The sequence below is a fragment of the Pedobacter hartonius genome, from assembly GCF_900107535.1.
Taxonomy (GTDB): domain Bacteria; phylum Bacteroidota; class Bacteroidia; order Sphingobacteriales; family Sphingobacteriaceae; genus Pedobacter; species Pedobacter hartonius.
Genome location: NZ_FNRA01000004.1, coordinates 214,606 through 236,015, shown reverse-complemented (window position 1 = coordinate 236,015; position 21,410 = coordinate 214,606). Strand labels below are relative to the sequence as shown.

At 44.8% G+C, this 21,410-nt stretch carries 15 protein-coding genes; 5 read left to right on the top strand and 10 right to left on the bottom strand.

Annotated features, from left to right (window positions below):
• Positions 1 to 38: 38 nt before the first annotated feature.
• The 8 genes from BLW16_RS09510 to BLW16_RS09480 all read right to left on the bottom strand — a co-directional run bounded on the left by BLW16_RS09510 (position 39) and on the right by BLW16_RS09480 (position 11,762).
• Positions 39 to 3,311 carry a SusC/RagA family TonB-linked outer membrane protein gene (locus tag BLW16_RS09510; protein ID WP_090556513.1) on the bottom strand — a complete coding sequence of 1,091 codons (3,273 nt, stop codon included), beginning with the start codon at positions 3,309 to 3,311 and terminating at the stop codon, positions 39 to 41.
• 342 nt (positions 3,312 to 3,653) lie between these two features.
• Complete coding sequence (locus BLW16_RS09505; protein ID WP_090556345.1) at positions 3,654 to 4,634, bottom strand: FecR family protein; 981 nt, start codon at positions 4,632 to 4,634, stop codon at positions 3,654 to 3,656.
• A 146-nt stretch (positions 4,635 to 4,780) separates the two neighbouring features.
• Positions 4,781 to 5,317, bottom strand: coding sequence for an RNA polymerase sigma-70 factor (locus BLW16_RS09500; protein WP_090556344.1), 537 nt, complete (start codon positions 5,315 to 5,317; stop codon positions 4,781 to 4,783).
• A gap of 398 nt (positions 5,318 to 5,715) precedes the next feature.
• On the bottom strand, positions 5,716 to 8,091 hold the full coding sequence (locus tag BLW16_RS09495) for an ABC transporter permease (protein WP_090556343.1): 2,376 nt from the start codon (positions 8,089 to 8,091) through the stop codon (positions 5,716 to 5,718).
• Positions 8,092 to 8,252: 161 nt separating this feature from the next.
• Positions 8,253 to 9,305 carry a proline iminopeptidase-family hydrolase gene (locus tag BLW16_RS09490; RefSeq protein WP_245735197.1) on the bottom strand — a complete coding sequence of 351 codons (1,053 nt, stop codon included), beginning with the start codon at positions 9,303 to 9,305 and terminating at the stop codon, positions 8,253 to 8,255.
• Between the two features lie 100 nt (positions 9,306 to 9,405).
• The gene (locus BLW16_RS23945; protein WP_317039951.1) at positions 9,406 to 9,903 is read right to left on the bottom strand and encodes a cation:proton antiporter; all 498 of its coding nucleotides are present in this window, start codon (positions 9,901 to 9,903) and stop codon (positions 9,406 to 9,408) included.
• Between the two features lie 54 nt (positions 9,904 to 9,957).
• A complete protein-coding gene (locus BLW16_RS09485; protein ID WP_317039950.1) occupies positions 9,958 to 11,019 on the bottom strand; it encodes a cation:proton antiporter in 1,062 nt (353 codons plus the stop codon).
• 26 nt (positions 11,020 to 11,045) lie between these two features.
• Entirely contained in the window at positions 11,046 to 11,762 is a 717-nt protein-coding gene (locus BLW16_RS09480; protein WP_090556342.1) for a sugar isomerase domain-containing protein, read from the bottom strand.
• 317 nt (positions 11,763 to 12,079) lie between these two features.
• On the opposite strand from BLW16_RS09480, the gene BLW16_RS09475 reads away from it, so the two are divergent.
• The 5 genes from BLW16_RS09475 (at position 12,080) to hutG (ending at position 18,109) form a co-directional block, all read left to right on the top strand.
• Positions 12,080 to 12,592, top strand: a complete 513-nt coding sequence (locus BLW16_RS09475; RefSeq protein ID WP_175470531.1) for a MarR family winged helix-turn-helix transcriptional regulator — start codon at positions 12,080 to 12,082, stop codon at positions 12,590 to 12,592.
• Positions 12,585 to 14,147, top strand: a complete 1,563-nt coding sequence (gene hutH / locus BLW16_RS09470; protein ID WP_090556340.1) for a histidine ammonia-lyase — start codon at positions 12,585 to 12,587, stop codon at positions 14,145 to 14,147. Before BLW16_RS09475 ends, hutH begins: the two co-directional genes overlap by 8 nt.
• On the top strand, positions 14,125 to 15,798 hold the full coding sequence (gene hutU, locus BLW16_RS09465) for a urocanate hydratase (RefSeq protein WP_090556339.1): 1,674 nt from the start codon (positions 14,125 to 14,127) through the stop codon (positions 15,796 to 15,798). Before hutH ends, hutU begins: the two co-directional genes overlap by 23 nt.
• Before the next feature lie 6 nt (positions 15,799 to 15,804).
• Positions 15,805 to 17,034, top strand: a complete 1,230-nt coding sequence (hutI, locus tag BLW16_RS09460; protein ID WP_090556338.1) for an imidazolonepropionase — start codon at positions 15,805 to 15,807, stop codon at positions 17,032 to 17,034.
• A gap of 82 nt (positions 17,035 to 17,116) precedes the next feature.
• Positions 17,117 to 18,109 (top strand): formimidoylglutamase, encoded by a 993-nt coding sequence (gene hutG / locus BLW16_RS09455; RefSeq protein WP_090556337.1) that lies wholly within the window; start codon positions 17,117 to 17,119, stop codon positions 18,107 to 18,109.
• A 32-nt stretch (positions 18,110 to 18,141) separates the two neighbouring features.
• On the opposite strand, the gene BLW16_RS09450 is transcribed toward hutG, so the two are convergent.
• Together BLW16_RS09450 and BLW16_RS09445 are read right to left on the bottom strand one after the other, a co-directional pair.
• Positions 18,142 to 19,896 carry a HAMP domain-containing sensor histidine kinase gene (locus BLW16_RS09450; protein ID WP_090556336.1) on the bottom strand — a complete coding sequence of 585 codons (1,755 nt, stop codon included), beginning with the start codon at positions 19,894 to 19,896 and terminating at the stop codon, positions 18,142 to 18,144.
• 435 nt (positions 19,897 to 20,331) lie between these two features.
• Entirely contained in the window at positions 20,332 to 21,171 is an 840-nt protein-coding gene (locus tag BLW16_RS09445; protein WP_245735196.1) for an alpha/beta hydrolase, read from the bottom strand.
• Positions 21,172 to 21,410 lie beyond the last annotated feature (239 nt).

Sequence of the window (21,410 nt, the reverse complement as noted above, 5' to 3'; positions counted from 1 at the left end):
TATTTGTTAGATCGAGCCTTCGGGTTCATCTCTTTTTATTAGAATTTAAACATCAGATTCAAACCCACAGTTCTTGTTCTTGGTAAGCCAATAGATTCAAATCCCTGGCTCGACGAATTGGTATAACTTTGTTCAGGATCGAAATTATCCGTTTTCTTGTATAAGGTTAACAGGTTACGTGCTACCAGGGAAACGGATGCCGACTGAACCGCAGTGACTTTCTTCAGCGGCAAAGCATAAGAAAGGACCACCTGGCGTAATTTGATAAAGCCCGCATCATAAACAAACAGGTCAGTATAAGATTTGTAGTTATCATAATAAGACTGAATTCCGCTTACCGGGATCACCCTGCTGTAAGGAGCCCCAGTCTGCGTAACACCTGTAACCGTCAATCCGCCATCCCTGCCGGGTAATGTCATTTTGTTCAATCCCAACCGGGTAGCGTAAACATCCATCAGGGAGAAGATCTTATTGCCAAACTTGCCGTCAACCAAAATGCTCAGTGTAAATGCTTTGTAAAGGAAATCATTGGTAATCCCCATTGTCCATGGTGCTACACCTTTACCCAGCACTTCCAGTCCGGTTGCTACCGGCAAACCCGTAGTTGCATTAAAAACCGTGTTTCCACTGGCGTCTTTCTGCATCCTGGTTCCAACAATGGATCCGTACGACTGGCCGACGATATTATTGATATAGGCGTAAGAGTTCACTGAAGATGCCACCTGGATCTGGTTCAGCCCTTCACTCAGTTTCTGTACCGTGTTCTTGTTATAGGTTACATTGTAGCTGAGGTTCCAGGAGAAATTCCCGGACTTCACAGGATTACCTGTAAATAGCGCTTCAACACCTTTATTATCCAGTTCACCCACGTTCAGGATCACATTGTTAAAGCCTGTGGTACCGCTGATGGCGGTATAAACGATATCATTGGTAGTTCTACGGTTGTATACCGTCAGGTCAAATCCAAGCCTGTTGTCCAGGAACTTTGCTTCCAGGCCGGCCTCCGTAGTGGTAGAGGTATAGGGCTGAAGATTCCGGTTACTGATGGTTGTGCTGGTTACGTTTTGTATGGGCTGCCCTGAGGATGGCTGACTGGTGTACCCAAGGTTGATCTGGTATGGATCAGGGGCACCACCACCAACCTGCGCCCATGAGGCCCTTAATTTTGCAAAGCTTATCGCCCTGGGTAGCGTAAAGGCATCAGACAGCACCAAACTTCCACCAACAGATGGGTAGAAAAGGCTGTTGTGATGAAGGCTCAGCGTAGAGAACCAGTCCTGCCTGCCGGTTACCGTTAAGAAGGCATAACTTCTGAAACCGATATCTGCCGAAGCAAATAACGAGTTGATGGCTGTCCGGTTGTTGGTAGGTACAGTAGCAAGTGTAGAAAGATTCGTTGTGCTGTAAAAATACGGAATGGTGAAGTTCCTTCCTGTGGTAGTCAGCAAATTATAAACTGATTTTTGCTGATTACCACCTGCAAGGGCAGTCAGGGTGAAATCTTCAGTCACTTTACCAGTATAGTTCAGTGTCAATAGTCCGTTAATTTCAGAGTTGTCAGCTTTGAGGGCTGAGTATTGTCCGTTGGGAGTATATAAAGTACCGCTTGGCAGCACATATTCGTAGTTGTAGTTATAAAAATCTCGGCTCACACTCGCCTTTGCAGACAGATTTCTGATGAGCTGAAAGGTAAGGCCTGCCTGACCGATAAAACGGTTCTTGGTGTCCTCTTGTTTAAATTTGTTGACCACAAAATAGCCGTTCGAAGCAATTGATGCATCATTCCATGCCGTTTCATTGCCCCTGGCATCGTAACCGGGTTTTAGCCAGTCTACATCAGTTGTATTGGCCACCAGAAGGGGCGTCCAGTTTGGGTTTCCCAGGGCATCACCGGCAGTAGGCCTGTTGTGTGCACGCTCAACGTTGTATTGTGCAAGTGCTTCGAAACTTACCTTCGGCCCCAGCTTGCCATTTACGCTGAGGTTGGCAGTTTTCCTGTTGTAAGTACTGTTAGGCAGTATACTTTTACTGTTCAGGTTACTTCCTGAAAAGCGGTAGGTTACCGCTTCATTGCCTCCTGTAAAAGCCAGTGTATTCGTAAACGAGGTTCCTGTCTGATAAAAATCACGCACATTATCCTTCACTGCTGAATAAGGATGTGAAAGTCCGTCCGCAGCAATATATGCTGAGCCATCAATTCTGGCACCAAAGGAGCGGCGGCCACTGGCTAAAGCCTGGGCCTGTGTTGTTGGTTTTGTACCATCAGTTCCCTGTCCGTATTCATATTGCCAGTCGGGCGCTATAATAGCCCTGTCCACATTAAAAGTGGAATTGAAATCAATTCCGACACCTTTCTGCGCACGGCCTTTTTTGGTGGTGATCAAAATCACACCATTTGCAGCTCTTGCACCATAAAGGGCAGCAGCAGTACCGCCTTTCAATACACTGATCGATTCAATATCATCCGGGTTGATTCCACCGATACCATCACCCCTGTCCACGTTTCCCATGCCATCCGAACCGCCGTTTGAAGTGGCACTCCCGCCCGGTGTGCTGTTATCCATTGGCATACCGTTAATCACGTACAGCGGCTGGTTACTTCCGTTTAGCGATCCGTTACCCCTGATTACAATACGGCTTGAACCACCGGGGCCTGTGGACAAACCTGAAGCATTCAGTCCGGCAACTTTCCCAGTCAGCGCATTGGCCACGTTATTTTCGCGTGCCTGCGTGAACTCACTGCCATTTACCTCTGTCACCGCATATGCCAGCGATTTTTTCTCTCTTTTAATACCAAGTGCGGTAACTACTACCTCAGTCAGGTTCTGCAACTGCTCTTTCAGCACCACATCTACCGTAGTCCGTCCGCCTGCTTCCACTTCCTGCGGCAAATAACCCATAAAAGAAAAGATCAGTATGCCATTGGCATCGGGAAGGGCAATGGCATATCTTCCATCGGCAGTTGTACTGGCACCAGCCAATCCTCCTTTGAGTTTAACGCTGACACCCGGAAGTGGAATTCCCTGATGATCTGCAACGGTACCTTTGATTTGGCTCTGTTTATCGGTAGAAACTGCAGTCTTCGCTGCGGAGCCCTTGGGTTTAATCTTCATCGCCTCAATCAGGATCAGGTTATCTGCATACGTATATTGCATACCTAAAGGCTCAAGAATCATTTTAAGCACCACTGAAAGTTTTTCATTTTTTACATTCAGGCTTACTTTGTCAGCTGCCGCCAATATATCAGAGCCATAAGCAAAATCGATCTTTACCTTACGGTGTATTTTTTTTAAAACCTCATTTACAGGCATCTGTCTAACATTTAACGATATCCTTGTATCAAGATCCTGAAGGCGCCTTTTTTCCGCATAAGAAGATAAGTTAAAATGCAGTAAAATTACAATCAAAAGAATATTAACCAGATTTTTACATGAAAATCCGCAGGACAATACGTTATTTGTCATATATTTGAGAAAATTTGTTAATATTCTCCGGTGAGTGGAGAAAATGAATTTAGTTGAGCGAAAGCTTAAGAATTAGTTGGATGTGGTGGGACACATCCAACTTTTTTTTGTAACCATTCTTACTTCATAGGCGTCTTACTGTTTTGGATATTCTATCTGGTTTTTGAGTGGAGATTGCTATTTATATGATTAGTATATGATATAATTATCTTCGGTTTGCCTGTAATTTGTTTCTGTTAAATGTGTAACGGCATTCATGATTTCAATAAAAGATTGTTTATTGAATGTGCCCGTGATCCTGCTTTGTTTTTTATGCTGATTGATGATATTAATATTTATTCCATAGCGGTTGCCGACTTTTAATGCAATTTCTTCCAGGGTAGCATTGTTAAAGATCAGCTCTCCCTTGCTCCAGGCGATCATTTCTGCTACATCCTTTACCGAATCAACAGCAAAAGCCTCTTTTCCGCTGCTCAAACTGGCGCGCTGCAGCGGCAGTAATGTTACGAGCTTGCTGCTGCTGGTATTTTTAACGGCCACTTTGCCCGTCAGTACGGTTACTGACATTTTTGACATTTCCGGATAGGCCATCACATTAAATGATGTTCCCAATACACTGGTCACTACTTTTCCTGAGTGCACCAGGAAAGATTTTTCAGGATGATGCGCTACCTCAAAATAAGCTTCTCCATTTAGGTAAACTTCGCGCTTACTGCCATTAAATGTTTCAGGATAACGAAGTTCAGAACCTGAATTCAAGGTCACCTTTGTTCCGTCACTTAGATATACGATGAGCGTTTTACCAGCTCCGGCACTTCCGCGCACGTAAGATTCCGTGTCGGCAGTAAATTTTTTATTTGTATTCAGCCAGATCGCTACAGAGCACAGTCCGATAAGCATTGCCGCTGCACTGAGCCAAACCCTTCTGTATGTTTTGACAACTTTAATCTGCGGCTCTGAAGCTACAGCAATTTTATAGATTCTATCCCAGTCTACTTCATTCCCGTTCACAGTATTTTTCCTGTTCCACAACTCCTCCATCTCAGCATTCAGCTCAAGCCCGGAATCTTCATCTTTGATCAATTCAAGAAGTTCTGACACTTCAGCTTTATTAGCTTCATTGGCTACATATTTACTGAAAAGCAGAGAAATCCTATTTTTTTCTTCCATTTTTTCTGGCTGATTTAAATGAAAGACACATCACTCAACCAATCAGACTAATGAAAATTAAAAAAAAATAAAAAAACTGAAATTATTTATTCAAATACTGTGAAAACAGTAATCAGATAATAGACCGGACGAATATTAAACGAAATTTAAGCGGTTAACATAAAAAAAATTGCAATAGCAGAACTTACACCGTTCTTGATCAGGAAAGAACGTACAATACCTACTGCAGTAAGGTGATGATTTTTAACGGTATTTTTTGAAAGTTTTAACTGCGAAGCGATTTCATCATAGCTCAATTCTTCTTCTTTACTTAACTTGAATACCAGTTTACGCTGTGGAGAGAGTCCGTCTACCGCCTGGTTGATCAGTTTATTGTAATCAAAAAGATTTAACTTGGTTTCTGCACTATCACCGTCTTTGGATGCAATCCTGATCAATTCGGTAGACATCTTCTCATTGTAGGCCACTTTACGAAGGTAGTTCAAAGAAAGGTTTCTGGCTATTTTAAAAATATAACCATCCAGGTTTCTGATCTCGTGAAGCTGTTCCCTCGCAACCCATAATTTAATAAAAATCTCCTGCGTGATCTCTTCGGCAACGTATTCAGACTTCGTTATCGCAAGTATATAGGCATATATCCTACCCTTGTAAGTATTAAACATCTCATTGAAGTCGTCTTTCATGTATTATTAATGGTAAAGTTGTATCTATAAGCTATAGGAATATATAAAAATCGATTAAGCATGGTCAAATTACAATTTATTGCGAATATTTTCAATAAAAAATAACAAATGCACCAAATATTTTATAAACGCGGCCCAAATTACAGAGCCAACAGCTATACCACAATACTATATTATCTATTTAATGTACCCTTATGACACAAAAACACATATATATATAACAATATCATATAATATATATTTTTTTGAATATCGGAAAAATTACATAGTCTTCGACTTCATTTTATACGCTTATTGAAACAAAACCAATAAAATATGAATGCCGGCCATAGGATATTCTGGCATTTGATGGCAAATCACTATTACATTTGTATAAAGCTGAAACAATGTGGCGGAGTCTACTCCTCTCTGAGACATTCTATTGGGTTCATTCTTGCTGCTTTTATTGCCTGAAGCCCCACCGTAAGCCAGGAGATCAGCAGTGCCATGGCTCCTGCAGCTGCGAAATACCAAAGCTGCAGTTCTATTCTATATGCAAAAGTATCCAGCCAGTACCTTGTTAATACATAACTTAATGGAAGCGCAATGATTACTGATGCCGCAACGGGTTTAATAAATTCACCGGAAAGTATATAGATGATACTCCATTCGCTTGCGCCCAGTACTTTTCTGATCCCTATCTCTTTGAACATTCTTTCCGCAGTGAAAGCCGCCAGGCCAAACAAGCCGAGACAGGAAATGATCACTGCCAGTCCGGCAAAATACCTGGATAAAACTGACACCCTGTTTTCCGCTGTATATTGTGCCTGAAAATCCTGGTCCAGAAACCTGTATTCAAATTGAAAGCCCGGATTGTACTGCAGGTAAAAATCACGGAGCGCCGCCAGTGTTTCCTTTTCCTGCCCTGCTTTGATCCTCATCAGCACCCTGTTGGTTTGCTGTGTGGCATACCTGAAGAATAGCGGTTTAACGGCTTCATGCAGAGACTCAAAATTGAAGTTCTTTACCACACCAACAATCTGATAATCTTTTCCCCAGAGGCCAAACATTTTACCTATCGGATTTTTCAGACCCATCACCCTGATCCCCTCCTCATTAATGAGGATCTTAGTGCTGTCAGCACCAAATTTATCCGAGAAACTTCTGCCTGCTGCCATTTCCATTCCCAACGTCTCGATCAGTCCGCTATTGATACTTGCATTCTGGAATTTGATGATCTCCTTAGGATTTCTGCCCTCCCATTTAAAATCGCCTTCTGTAGATCCGAATTCGCCTAAAAAACCCCTGTCCATACTGGAGGCATTTAAGATTCCGGGAATCTTTCTGACCGCAGCTAGGAAAGAAACGATATGTGTTTTCAATTTTCCTTCTGCTTCCAGGTAGACAACGTTATCTTTTTGATATCCGAGATTTTTGCGCTGCACAAATTCTATCTGTTTATACACTACGAAAACACAGACAATCAATACCACAGAAAGCGTAAACTGGAAAACTACAAGTCCTCTTCTGGTCCATAGTGCACTTGCCGAGGTCACCAGCTTACCTTTGAGGGCAGCGGCGGGGTTAAAGGCTGAAAGATATAAAGCAGGATAACTGCCCGAAACCAATCCTGTAAACAGGGTGATCCCCGTGATAATCAGCAGCAGGCGTCCGTTGAAATGAAGGGACAGCTGTTTGCCGGTGATCTCATTGAATTGCGGAAGAATAAGCTCTACGCAAAGTAGTGCGATAAATAAAGATAAAGTGCTGAGCAGGATTGACTCTCCCAGATACTGCACGATGAGCGACGATCTCCCCGCTCCCATCACCTTTTTAATGCCTACTTCTTTCATTCTCCTGGAAGCCCTTGCTGTTGAAAGGTTCATGAAGTTGATACAGGCAATCACCAGAATAAAAACAGCGATCAGAGAGAATAAACGTACATATTCTATCCTTCCGCCGGACTGCAGCCCATTTGTATAAGTTCCGTGTAAATAGCCGTCAGCGAAAGGCCTGATGAACAGGGTATGCGCCTTGACGCCTTTCGGCCGCATAAAATCCCTGATCTTTGCGTTCAGCTGCGCGGGATCTGTACCATTTTTCAATACAATAAAAGTAGAGGGGCCATTAGAGGTCCATTTCACATAATTATCATTTGCACCATATAAAATATCCAGGGAAACCAGGAAATCAAAATGATCTGAAGAATTAGCGGGCGTGTCTTTGAAAACACCTGTCACCAGTGAATGGGTCTCATTCTGCATTTCAACATTTCTCCATATGATCTCTTTACCCAAAACCCGGGTAGTATTGAACAGCTTCATTGCCAGTTTCTCAGAGATAACGATTGCCTGTTTGCCGGTCAGCACCCTGTTTATATCGCCCGAGACCAGCGGGAACGAGAATATCTTAAAAAAATCCCTGCCGGCAAACTTTCCTGCCGCTTTGATATCACCCTGGTGATCTGCAGAGAGTTTAGTTTGTTCCAGCCAGTAAGTGGGTGAAGCGGTAAGCGACTCCTTTACCTCAGGCAATTCCTGTTTCAGCGCTTCCGCCAGAATCCCCGGCGTAGCCTCAGTAATGATATCGCCCTGCGCGGTTTTCATATCCTGCATCACCTGGTAAAGATGGCCGTTCTTTGCATGGAATTTATCCATCTGAACTTCATCATTTACCCATAGGTAGATCAGCAAAGCACAGGAAAGACCGGCTGAAAGTCCGGTCAGATTAATGAAAAATGAACTTTTGTATCTTTTAAAATTCCGGTAGATCAGTAAGAGATGGTGTTGAAACATAATGTGATTGTTTAGCGGTTTCCCTGATCCAATTGCTGTGCCACGAAGAAAACAATGCTTAAACCACTAATGTACCCCTTTTTTCAAAACAAATGTCCGTATATGAACAATTCATGTTCATATACGGACATCGAAAAAAAGCGGGAAGAAGCGCCGACCCGTTAGCCTTTGCCCCTATCTATATCTTTAATAAATTTAATGACCCCTCTCATATAAAACTGCTGGTCATCATACATAGACAAATGGCTTCCGTTTGCGCAATATAGATACTGCCCGTTCTTCACCTGCTCTGAGATCCACTTCATATGAGCAGGATTCATTTCATCCAGTTTGGCCCCTATAGTTAAAGTAGGTACTGTAATTTGTGGCAGCCTGGACTTGATATCCCAGTCCCTGATCTTACCGAACAAGTGCAGCTCACTTGGCCCCTGCATGGCGTTATAGTAGGGCTCATTGATCTTGCTAAATGCCCTCAGTAATGGTTCCGGCCATATATCCATTGGCATATTGCAGATATACTTTGCATAAAAGTGGTCCTGCAGCAGAGTAGAATACTTCGGGTTTTTATAGTCTTTTTTATCTTCAAATTGCTTCAGGGTATCCTGCACTCCGGGTGGCAGCTGTTTGAACAATACGTTTTCAACGTAGTCGTTATAATCTTTACCACTGGCATCCATATTCGATACGATCAGCGCTTTCAGATGCTCCTGATATTTAACCGCATATTCCATAGCCAGGATCCCTCCCCAGGAATGTCCGTAGAGATAAAAATTATCTTTATTCAGGTTCAGGGCCTTACGCACTTGTTCCACCTCTTCTACAGAACGGGGAATATCAAATAAAGCAGCGTCTTTAGGCTGATCGGAATTTCCGGTACCCAACTGGTCATAATAGAAAAACTCGATTCCTTCTTTCGGGAAGAAGCTTTCAAATGCCTCGAGATACTCATGGCTCAGTCCCGGACCGCCGGACAAAAGCAAAACCTTTATTTTAGGATTGTTGCCGGTTCTTTTTGTCCACACATTGAATTTCCCCTTTGGGGTTTCAATTGGTATTATTTTTACGCCCCCTACCTGCATTTCTGTAGTGTCATTGGAATAGTAAGCGTCATTATGGCTTTCAGGGTTGCAGGAAGATAAGAAACAGGAAAATAAAAATATGGCGCACAGCATGGCCATAGCGGGCATACATTTCGGTAGAATTGATTTTTTCATAACTTTGTTCAGGATAAATATAGATGACATAAAATTAGCACATTATCATTCTATATAAATCCCTAATATAGGGGATTTATTGCAGGGCATTACCGTTAAATTAATGCCTGTTTAAATTGATCTTTGCTTCATCAAAATCAAGCTCGCTTTCTATCTTCCGGAGTTCTTCATCACTAAAGGTCTTTTCATGACGCAGCACAAACAGCTCTTTGCGCTGTACATTATACAGATCCAGCAGCACAAGGTTGTACAATTCAAGTTCTTCCTTTTTCATTCCTTCGCACTCCAGGCATTCCAGTCTTTGCCCTGCAATAGCGATATCATTTTCCAGCTGGTTCATTAAAAAACCGACCAGCTCATTGTTCGAAATTTCCTTCTGGTATTTGGTGTTGAGCCGTTTCAGCGCAGCATGTTTCATCCGCAGGTGAATGGCTGCATCCTGCTCCTCTATTGGAAGAAAATCGCCCGAATCTTTAATATTAACCCATTTGATGACCAGCGGCAATGTTAATCCCTGGAAAACCAGCGTAACCAGGATCACAATAAAGGTGATGAAGAGAATCAGGTCACGGTATGGAAAGGCTGTTCCATTTTCCATCAATAGCGGTATTGATAATGCCGAGGCCAGTGAAACCACTCCCCTCATCCCTGCCTATCCGATGATCACAGGACCTTTCCAGGTTGGATTACGGCGGTCAGCCCTTTCATTACGGCCCAGCCATTTAGGAACATAGGCGATAGGGAAAACGTATAAAATGCGGATGACAATAGCAATCAGACTGATCACCAGTCCATATTTGATGCCATCAGCCATGGCGTCAGCCCCCATATTCCTGATCACCACAGGGAGTTCCAGTCCGATCAGGATAAACACCAGGCCGTTCAAAACAAAACCTACGGTGGCCCACACGTTGATAGTCTGCAAACGGGCATTTCCTGTAGAAAAGATCTCATGGGAACGGTAAGACAAAAACAGCCCCCCGCTTACCACCGCCATTACGCCTGAAAAGTGAAATTCCTCCGCAGCCATATACATAAAATAAGGGCTCATTAATGTAAGTGCGGTATCAATACTGGGGGTAGTGGGCAGGAAACGGTGTACAAGGTACATGATATGTGCAATGACCAGACCAATTACGATTCCCAAAATGGAGACAATAAAAAACTGGCCTACAGCCTGTGGCAGGGAAAACTGCCCAGACATCACTGCCACCAGTGCAAAGCGGAAGACAATCAAACTGGAAGCATCATTGATCAGGCTTTCCCCCTCCAGGATGGTAGTTAAGCGCTGAGGGATCTTAATATTTTTCAGCACGGAACTCGCGGCCACAGCATCAGGAGGAGAGATGATCCCTCCGAGTAAAAACCCGAAAGCCAGTGTGAAACCGGGGATCATGGCTGTGGAGACATAGGCTATGATAATAGAAGTCAGGAACACCAGGCCGAAAGCGAGCATCCCGATAGGCCGCCGCCATTTCCAGAAATCATTCCAGGAGGTGTACCATGCAGCCTCATATAACAGGGGCGGCAGAAACAAAAGAAAGATCATTTCCGGTTTTATCTCTATTTGCGGAATACCCGGAATAAAGCTGATCCCCAGCCCTGCAAGCACCAAAAATATCGGATAGGAAATCTTCAGTTTCTGCCCGAGCATAGTGAGCATAAAAACCGCAAAAAGAAGCGACAATACAATTAGAAGGTGTTCGTGAAACATACAGAGCAGTTAAAAATAGTATAAATTTATAAGTGTTTTATCCTGTCTTCAAATTTAAGATACAACTCTTCGTTAGAATAACCATCTATATTCTGGCTGTGGTAAATTGGCAATGCCGCACCTTTTGCAGAAGCGATCTTTATGGCCTCTGTAGTGATGGTATTGACCAGTAACATGCCCGCAATTGATGATGCCGGGCCGATCAGCTTCCCTTCAATTTCCATTAGCCCATCTCCTGAGGGTACGTGGTTATCAATAACCAGATCTGCTATTTCATATAGCTTTTTACCGCTGGAATGACGTGAAGGGTAACTTTTAGATTGTGTAAGGGATGTGATTGCAATTACCTTAAGGCCTTCTTTTTTTGCACGCATTGCCATTTCAATGGGCATGGCATTTCTGCCCGAGTTAGAGATAATGATCATGATATCTGATGAACTGATCCTGTACTTTTCCCACAGGATATCTGCCAGTCCGCTTATCCTCTCTATCTCGCCACCCCTTCTTGCTCCGCTTGTGGCCAGTACAAGGTCGTCCAGAATCGCGTTTACATTCGCCAGCCCGCTGGCCCTGGTGAACAGTTCCATTCCTATAATATGTGAATGCCCGGAGCCGAAAGCATGGATAATACGGTCTTCAATGATCACTTCTGAAACCCATTCAGCAGCTTCTTTAATGTTTTCGGTTTCTTTGGAGGAGATGGATTTGATCAGCTCACTGATTTTTTCGAAGTATTCAAACATGATTATTTTTTATGAATAAAAGTATAAAAGAATGGGCGAAATTTGATGAATGTATAGTATTTATTATCTCTGTTAATTGATTCCGGAAAAGCGGCATTTGCATTATTGCTATCTGCAAAGAGCAATTTTGAGTACTTTATTAGATGAAGTGCACTGCTACGATAACTGGTCACAGGAAATCAAAAACGTCTAAGATGATCAACCGGATCTGCAAATTAATTTATAGGCTCATCCTATTCAAAACACCGCTAAACAGCTGTGATAAAATATTTTATACATACATAAGCACTTATATAATTACTTATACATATATTTGGATGATGAATTATTACCAGTCATTAGGATATTTGGTTTTAGGCAGCAGGCTGAAACGGCTCAGCGAGCTATTTCTGTCGGAGGTCAACAGGACCTACCGCTCAGAAGGTATTGTTTTCGAAACTACATGGTTCCCCATATTTTACCTGTTATCAGAAAACAATTCACTGTCCATACAGGAGTTATGCGAAGAGATAGAGGTGAGCCATCCCGCTGCCAGTCAGCTGGTCACCAATTTAAAAGGCAAAGGTTTGGTCATGACTACAACCAGCTCCGAGGATGCACGCAAGCAGCTGGTAAAACTTACCCCGGAGGGCAAAAAACTCCTGAAGAAATTACTTCCAATGTGGGAATCTATCCGCGAGACCATGGAAGAAGTTGCCGGCGGTAAACCGGCAAGTGATGCGATCCTAAATGAACTGACCACGCTTGAAGCAGCCTTTAAATCGGCAGACATCGCTGCACGCGTCAAAGCAAAAATCAATAAGACCAATAAATCCGTTACCAATGTCTAATATCTTTTATTATGGAACTGACCACCTGACCAGTGGGATATGCCTGGCCCTTGCATCCGGCAAGATCACAGGTATGATTGACCAGGAAGCAGCAGGAAGGATCCGCGCATCCTGGGAAGAGGTTCAAAAAATAGTACGCAGCCAGAAACCAGTTTATGGTATAAATACAGGCTTCGGCCCTTTGTGCGATACCCATATTTCTGAGGAAGACACCTCTCAGCTGCAGGTCAATATCCTCAAAAGCCATAGCGTTGGGGTGGGCAAATCCATTCCAAAGGAAATTGCAAAGATCATGATGATCACCAAAGTACATGCCCTTGCGCAGGGTTATTCCGGAATAGCCCCGCGAACCCTGGCCAGGATCATCTGGCATATCAATCATGATATCATCCCCGTAGTACCCGAAAAGGGTTCTGTAGGTGCATCGGGTGATCTCGCCCCATTATCTCACCTGTTCCTGCCACTTATCGGTCTTGGAGAGGTGTGCCACAAAGGCGTGAAAGTGCCGGCTGCCAAAATATTCCAACAGTATAACCTGAAACCTATTGTATTAGGCCCGAAAGAAGGCCTTGCACTGATCAACGGCACTCAGTTCATCCTTGCCTTTGCTGTAAAAGCCGTTCAGCGTTTAAGCCGCGCATTGGACGCGGCTGACCTCATTGGGGCTATGTCACTGGAAGGACTGGCCGGTTCCAAACGCCCATTCGATGAGCGTCTCCACCAGCTGAGACCCTTCAAAGGGAATATACTGGTTGCCCACCGCCTGTCAACCCTGCTGGAAGGATCAGCGATCGGGGAATCACACCTGAACTGCGGCCGGGTGCAGGACCCCTACTCTATCCGCTGCATGCCACAGGTACATGGCGCATCACGCAATGCATGGCTGCACCTTAAGGAGCTAACGGAGATCGAACTGAACTCGGTAACAGACAATCCGATCATCTTCAGCGCTGAAGATTCCATCAGTGGAGGTAATTTCCATGGTCAGCCACTGGCCATGGCACTGGATTATGTCACCGTTGCTGCGGCGGAACTGGGGAACATTTCCGACCGCCGGTGTTACCTGATGAATGAAGGAAAGTATGGCCTGCCAAAACTGCTCACGGCCAATGCCGGACTAAATTCAGGCCTGATGATTCCGCAATATACTACTGCAGCCCTGGTTACGGAGAACAAGACGCTCTGTTTTCCGGCAAGTGCCGACAGTGTGCCCACCTCAATGGGCCAGGAAGACCATGTTTCCATGGGCTCCATCAGTGGAAGAAAATTACACCAGGTGATAGATAACCTGGAATATATACAGGCCATAGAATTGTTATACGCCGTACAGGCCCTGGAATTCAGAAGGCCATTACACTCGGCTCCTGTGATTGAAGCTTGTTATGAATTGGTACGGGAGTATGTACCTGTAATTACGGAAGACAGGATCTTTGCCTATGATATCAATCAGCTGCATCAATTAATTACGGGAGGCATACTCCTGAATACCGCAGAAGACAGTGCTGCACAACATCACCTTAACCTCCAGAAATATGAGCAATTCAGCATTTATTAATACTTATGCCAAACATCCTGTTTATAAAGCACCAAGAGGCATGCAGTTACATGCCAAAAGCTGGCAAACGGAAGCTGTCCTGAGAATGCTGCTGAACAACCTCGACGGGCAGGTAGCAGAAAACCCCGAAGAATTGGTTGTTTATGGCGGCATAGGCCAGGCGGCACGCAATCCTGAGGCCTTACAGAAAATCATTGAGATCCTGCTGGAACTGGATGAACACCATTCTTTACTGGTACAATCCGGAAAACCTGTAGGCATCATCAGAAGTCACCCCGAAGCACCACGGGTACTGATTGCCAACAGCAACCTCGTACCGGCATGGGCAAATTGGGAGCATTTCAATGAACTGCGCAGCAAAGGACTCATGATGTACGGGCAGATGACCGCAGGCAGCTGGATCTATATCGGTACACAGGGAATCCTGCAGGGCACCTATGAAACCTTCGTGGAATGCGGACGGCAGCATTTCGGCCATAACTTAACAGGCAAACTTATTGTCAGTGCGGGAATTGGCGGCATGGGGGGCGCGCAGCCTTTGGCAGCAGCCATGGCAGGAGCTATTTTTCTGGGTGCCGATGCAGATGCTTCAAGGATACAAAAAAGAGTAGACACACAATATATCGACCGGATGACCTGGTCTTATGAAGAAGCTATCCGCTGGATCAGGGAAGCACAGGAAAAAGGAGAAACACTTTCCGTAGGCCTGGTGAGCGATGCCGGTGATTTGCTGGAACGTTTAATTGCCGACCAGCTGGTTCCAGATATGCTGACAGACCAGACATCGGCACATGACCCGCTGAACGGGTATATCCCCAATGGGCTGTCTCCCGATGAGGCGGCGGTCTTAAGAAAAACAGATCCTGAGACGTATAAAAGACGGTCACTGGCCAGCATGGCGAGGCACGTAGGCTTTATGCTCGAACTGCAGAAAATGGGTGCGGTAACCTTTGATTACGGAAATAACTTAAGGGAATTTGCCAGACAGGGGGGAGAAGAACATGCTTTTGATTTCCCCGGATTCATTCCCGCCTATATCAGGCCACTTTTTTGCGAAGGCAAAGGCCCCTTCAGATGGGTAGCCCTTTCCGGAGATCCTGAAGATATCTATACTACAGACTGTGCCCTGATGGAGGCTTTCCCGGAGAACACACACCTGATCAACTGGCTGCAAAAGGCACAGGAGAAGATCAGTTTCCAGGGTTTGCCTGCAAGAATCTGCTGGCTTGGCATGGGAGAGCGCGAAAAAGCAGGATTGCTGTTCAATGAACTGGTGGCCAGCGGAAAGGTGAAAGGCCCTATCGTGATTGGCCGCGACCACCTGGACTGCGGCTCCGTTGCATCACCAAACAGGGAAACTGAATCCATGAAAGATGGTTCCGATGCGGTATCAGACTGGCCGCTGTTGAACCTGATGGCCAACACTTCCGGTGGTGCCACCTGGGTATCTTTTCATCATGGCGGCGGCGTGGGAATGGGCTATTCCCAGCATGCTGGTATGGTGGTCCTGGCAGATGGAACGGAGAGAGCAGCATCCTGCATCCGTCGCGTACTGTATAATGACCCGGCCATGGGCATCTTCCGGCATGCCGATGCAGGATATGACCAGGCAGAAAAATGGGCAGAAAAGTTTGGTTTAGCTATAGGATAAATTGATATGAAGACATTAACCGGTCCCTTCAGCCAGATCCTCACCCTGGAGGACTTACCCCTAAACGGAGCAATAGACGATAGGCGTCTTCAGGTGATTGCAGGCGCAGGGGTGATCACTGATCAGGGATTAATTCTTGAAACCGGCAATTTTGAAGAGCTATACGCCCGGAACCCGGGAATACAGGTAGAAGAGACCGCAGGAGAAAATGTATTGCTCCCGGGATTTATCGATTGCCATACCCACATCTGTTTCGCTGGAAACAGGGCGAAAGATTACAGCATGCGCATCCAGGGAAAGTCATACCTGGAAATTGCCAGAAACGGCGGTGGCATCTGGGACTCCGTCATCCAAACACGCGCAGCGGATGAAACTGCCCTTACTGCACTGCTGCAACAGCGGGCAGAGCGGCATTTAAACGAAGGGGTGACCACCATAGAAGTAAAGAGCGGTTATGGACTGGACGTAGCCAATGAACTGAAACAGCTGAGAGCGATCAGGAAAGTTTCTGAATCGTCTGTGGCAGAACTCGTACCCACCTGCCTGGCCGCACACCTGCTGCCTAAAGACTTCCCGGGAACGGCAGCGGATTACCTTAATCATGTACTGAAAGACCTGCTCCCACTGGTCAAAGCAGAGGACCTGGCAAAACGTATGGATATTTTCATCGAAGAAAGCGCATTCAGCAGTATTGAAGCACTGCCTTACCTCCGCGCTGCAAAGGCCATGGGTTTTCAGCTTACTGTACATGCAGATCAGTTCAGTACCGGGGGTCTTCATATTGCAGTGGAAACAGGAGCTCTTTCTGCCGACCATCTTGAGGCGGTTACTGAAAAGGAAATTAACCTGCTGAAAGGCTCTTCTACAGTGGCTGTAGTTTTACCAGGTGCGTCACTGGGCCTGGGCCTGCCTTATGCACCTGCAAGAAAATTACTGGATGCCGGGGCATGTGTGGCCATAGCGAGCGACTGGAACCCGGGATCAGCACCCATGGGCGACCTCCTTATGCAGGCTTCAGTAATGAGTGCCGCAGAGAAACTGGGCACTGCAGAAGTTTTTGCGGGGTTAACATTCAGGGCCGCACAGGCATTGGGTATGAATGACCGGGGTATGCTCATACGGGGTATGAAAGCCGACATGCAGGCCTATCCCTGCAATGACTACCGGGAGATCTTATACCATCAGGGTAAATTAAAACCCCATATGGTCTGGAAAAACGGAGTGCGTAGATTATAGCTACAGAAAGTAATTTTACGGCCATCAGTGCTTTTAAAACGTTTATTAGTTTGTACCTTAAATCTCTATTAGACAACCAAATATGACCGTCGTTAATCCAGCTTTTTACAGCAACACTATAAAAGGCACCTGGAAAGGCCGTACCGACGGTACTGATCCTGCCTCGCAACGCTGGCATCAGCGTATCCTTACCGTCAACTTACTGGAAGAGCTGATACCTGTTGCCCCATCAGGGGAGCGGAATGTCGCATTAATAGGCTTTGCCTGTGATGAAGGGGTGTTGCGTAACGGGGGCCGCGTAGGTGCCAAAGACGGCCCGCTGTGTTTCAGGCAGGCCTGCGGGAATTTACCCGTTCATCTTGCGGAAGAAGCACTTTTTATAGATCTGGGCGATATCATATGTGAAACTGAAGCGATGGAAGAAGCACAGACCGAGCTGGCCAACCTTGTTGAAACGGCCTTGTTTTACGGGTATCAGCCCCTTGTTATTGGTGGCGGACATGAAATTGCCTACGGGCATTATAAAGGGATCAGTAACCATATCGATGATACAACTACTATAGGGATCATTAACTTTGATGCCCATTTTGATCTTCGTGAACCTACCGGAGGGCTTAGCACTTCAGGGACAGGATTTTTTGAGATTGCCGTCAACTGCCGGCAGGACAAGAAGCCATTCCACTACCTGGTGCTGGGCATACAGCAGAACAGCAATACCAGACAACTGTACCAAACGGCAACACAACTAAGTGCAACATTCATTCCAGCCAGGGAATTCTGCACCACCAATGAGCAGGAGATCCTTTCAAAGGTGGAAAAATTTATTCAGGGCTGTTCCCATATTTACCTGACCATTGACCTTGACGTATTTGCGGCTTCAGTAGCACCGGGTGTAAGCGCTCCGGCCTATTCAGGTCTTTTCCCTGATCCGTTTTTCTTTAAATGCCTGCAGTTCATTATTGACAGCAAAAAAATCATCAGCATGGATATTGCAGAGTATAACCCTGGGTATGATCCGGATCACCGGACAGCCAAACTGGCAGCAGCGCTGGCTTTCAATTTGGTTACAGGATGAGGTAGCTGTAATATACTCAGTTAAGCTTCCATTTATTCCGCAACCGGAAGCAGGAAACAAAAACGGCTTCCTGTACCTATTTCACTTTCCACCCAGATCTTTCCATTCTCGGCTTCAATAAAATCTTTAGAAATGGCCAGTCCCAGTCCTGATCCCGATTTGTTGTTTCCGTCTGTCGGCACCTGAAAATAACGGTCGAACAACTTTTTCTGATACTGCTCGTCAATTCCCTTTCCGTAGTCACGTACAGAAAACTCGATTGCTTTATTTTTTTCTATAATGCTGATCTGTACTGCCGACTTATCCGGACTGTAGCGCAAGGCATTAGACAGGAAATTAATCAGCACCCAGGCCGTTTTTTCCATGTCAGCATTAACGGCCGGCAGGTGGTCGCCAGTGATCAGCTCCAGTCGGATATTCCGCTGCTCTGCCTGAAAGTTCACAGCATTCAGTGCATAATTAACGATTTCCTCAGGATGGGTCTTCACAAAGTTCAGCTGCAGGTTTCCCGTTTCTACCTGCGCCAGATCGAGCAGCTCGCTGGTAATTTTCAGCAAACGACTGCAATCGTCTTTGATATGTTCCAGCAGCTGCTTTTGCTCCGGGTTCATCATTCCTATACGTTCGTCATCCATTAATTTCAAACTCATTTTGATAGATGATATTGGCGTTCTCAACTCATGGGATACCGTGGCGATAAAGTTTGTCTTGGCTTCGTCAAGCTCCTTGAACTGCGTAATATTATTAAGAATGTATACCAAGCCCGCTGTTTTTCCTGTTTCCATGACCACGAATCCATCCTGATCATCAACAACAGGTACAACGATTTCCCTTTTCTGTAGCTGGAAATAAGACTCCTTATTATCCGCATAGATCTTTATGGGCTGCAGGCTTCCTTCACTCTTCAATATCCTTGTCAGCAGGTCATTTTTCTTCATCAGGTCTTTTACATTTAGGCCCACTACCTCTCCCTCGTTAAGGTTGAGCAACTGTGCGGCTACTTTATTCATAAATAGTATTTCCTGTCCCTCATTCAGCCCAATAATTGCATCCTGCATCTGTTCAATGATCGCTTCGATCCTTAACTTCTCGGACTGGATTTTTGCCAGGTTACTATTTTCCCATTTGTTCAGCTCTGACACCATCTCGTTAAAGGACCTTGCCAGTTCTGAGAATTCATCAGAACCATCAAACCGGAGCCGCTGTTTATAGTTCTTGCGGCCAATTTCTTTAATCGCCTCTGAAAATTCTCTCAGGGGATTTGCTACGAAACCAGGGAAGTTCACAATAAAAGAAAACAGCACCAGAAAACAGAAGGAAGCTGCAGTCACCAGGTATAGACTGGCTTTTTTCGCCGCTTCCTGCGCAACAGCATTCTTTCTCAGGATCGCATCCATATTCAGACGGTCAATGCGCATTAGCTGTATCCTTATCTTTGCCAATGCCATTATTTGCTGGTCCTGTGCAATGGTTGGATTCGTCATCACCCTAAAAGCAGCTTTTAGGGTATGAATAACCTGTCCTTCGCCAACCTCGGTAACATTTCTCTGTTCCAGGTCAAGTTTTCTGGAAAACTGCACGATCATCTCTTTGGATAAAGGAAGATCATGCTGATCCAGGATCGACCTCATATCCCTGGTATAACTCAGGGTCTCATAGTTGTCCTTCAAAATCACTTTTGCACTTAACGAAATCTGGTTCATGTAATAAAGCGAGATGAATCCGAACAGCAGTACCATCACAAACAGGAACCCAAATCCGAGGCGGAGTTTAGTTTTTATCTTCATCAGAGTAGCTATTTATCAATTCTTTTTTACCTAACGGCTATATCATTAAGATGCGCTCATCCGTATGTACATCCTAAACTTCCCATAATTTAACTTACCATTTTAAGATCACATACCCATTTTGTACCAGATAAAGAATACTGATAAGCAGCAGCATGCCACCCAGGAAAATAATTATAAATTTAGCAGAATAATTACGATAAACCGTTTTCATTGTTTTTAAGCTACACCGTCTAAGGCCAGCAAAAAGAAGTAATGCGATCATATCAGTAGTTTTAAATATTTATAGCCAATGACTATACTAAAACAAAAACAACCATACAATCAGTTTATATTCAACACCTTATACGTAAACAGACTAATTAACCAAGATTTCAAACAAAGAACCCTTCCGTTTTGGAAGGGTTTTTAACGGATATGAAAGGCAAATACGCGTTACGGATTTGCTGCAGGTTGTTCCTTATTAAAATAAGTACTCATGAATAACATCTGGTACTTCACCGCATTTGCCCAGTACGGCCAGGTATGTCCGCCCGGCCGGCTTATAAAATCATGGGCGATATTCCTTTCCAGCAATTTTTCATGGAGGTTCAGATTCACCTGATAAAAGAAATCGCTGGTACCACAATCAATGATCAAGGCAAGCGAGTTGGGTGTAAGTAAATGCAGCATATTGATCACTGTGTTTTTCTCCCAGTTCTCGGGATGTTCTGCATATGTGCCCAGCCTTTCTTCAATTCTCCAGTTCTTTGGAAAAGGGCGGATATCCACTCCCCCGCTCATGCTTCCGGCAGTGCCGAAAAGGTCCTGGTGTTTAAAAGCAAGGTACAGCGCGCCGTGCCCTCCCATGCTCAGACCGGTAATTCCCCTGCCTTTACGGTCATTAATGGTCTTATAGTGGGCATCAATCCAGGGCAGCAACTCCTTAGTTACGTAAGTTTCATATTTCCAGGCTTCATTTACCGGGCTGTCGAAATACCAGCTGGTTATATTTCCATCCGGACAAACAATAATTTGCTGGTACTGATCGGCCGCAGCCGGCACGAATGCAGCATTCTTTACCCAGTCAGAATAGTTTTGCCCCGCCCCATGTAAAAGATAGACCACCGGGAATACTTTTCCTTTGGCGTAACTATCCGGAGTAATGACAACCGCTTTGATGTTCTTTTTCATGGCAGTACTATACGTGCTAACGGTATCTACTTTAGCAGCCTGTACTTTATCGAGGTAAACAGATCCCAGTACGAGTAGGGATAACAGCATATTTTTTATCATAGAAAGATAATGTTTATACGTATAAAGATACAAAAATATAACATACATTTCTTAGATAGATAATGAAATTATTTTAATATTTTTCTCCTTGAAAGACAAGGTTTTAAGAATTTTCTACGTTTTTAATACCTGCAGACCGTAAAAATGTCATCAATTTCTTTACCTTTGTCGCACGCCAAATCAGAAAGACCGTTATGGTCTGAATGATAAAGCTTCTGCAAACGACGTCACAATTGTTA

What these genes read in the sequence shown, in the direction of transcription:
- BLW16_RS09510 (WP_090556513.1), bottom strand. Translation starts at nt 3,311, where the DNA reads ATGCCTGTAAATGAGGTTTTAAAAAAAATACACCGTAAGGTAAAGATC.
- BLW16_RS09505 (WP_090556345.1), bottom strand. Translation starts at nt 4,634, where the DNA reads ATGGAAGAAAAAAATAGGATTTCTCTGCTTTTCAGTAAATATGTAGCC.
- BLW16_RS09500 (WP_090556344.1), bottom strand. Translation starts at nt 5,317, where the DNA reads ATGAAAGACGACTTCAATGAGATGTTTAATACTTACAAGGGTAGGATA.
- BLW16_RS09495 (WP_090556343.1), bottom strand. Translation starts at nt 8,091, where the DNA reads ATGTTTCAACACCATCTCTTACTGATCTACCGGAATTTTAAAAGATAC.
- BLW16_RS09490 (WP_245735197.1), bottom strand. Translation starts at nt 9,305, where the DNA reads ATGAAAAAATCAATTCTACCGAAATGTATGCCCGCTATGGCCATGCTG.
- BLW16_RS23945 (WP_317039951.1), bottom strand. Translation starts at nt 9,903, where the DNA reads ATGGAAAATGGAACAGCCTTTCCATACCGTGACCTGATTCTCTTCATC.
- BLW16_RS09485 (WP_317039950.1), bottom strand. Translation starts at nt 11,019, where the DNA reads ATGTTTCACGAACACCTTCTAATTGTATTGTCGCTTCTTTTTGCGGTT.
- BLW16_RS09480 (WP_090556342.1), bottom strand. Translation starts at nt 11,762, where the DNA reads ATGTTTGAATACTTCGAAAAAATCAGTGAGCTGATCAAATCCATCTCC.
- BLW16_RS09475 (WP_175470531.1), top strand. Translation starts at nt 12,080, where the DNA reads ATGATGAATTATTACCAGTCATTAGGATATTTGGTTTTAGGCAGCAGG.
- hutH (WP_090556340.1), top strand. Translation starts at nt 12,585, where the DNA reads ATGTCTAATATCTTTTATTATGGAACTGACCACCTGACCAGTGGGATA.
- hutU (WP_090556339.1), top strand. Translation starts at nt 14,125, where the DNA reads ATGAGCAATTCAGCATTTATTAATACTTATGCCAAACATCCTGTTTAT.
- hutI (WP_090556338.1), top strand. Translation starts at nt 15,805, where the DNA reads ATGAAGACATTAACCGGTCCCTTCAGCCAGATCCTCACCCTGGAGGAC.
- hutG (WP_090556337.1), top strand. Translation starts at nt 17,117, where the DNA reads ATGACCGTCGTTAATCCAGCTTTTTACAGCAACACTATAAAAGGCACC.
- BLW16_RS09450 (WP_090556336.1), bottom strand. Translation starts at nt 19,896, where the DNA reads ATGAAGATAAAAACTAAACTCCGCCTCGGATTTGGGTTCCTGTTTGTG.
- BLW16_RS09445 (WP_245735196.1), bottom strand. Translation starts at nt 21,171, where the DNA reads ATGATAAAAAATATGCTGTTATCCCTACTCGTACTGGGATCTGTTTAC.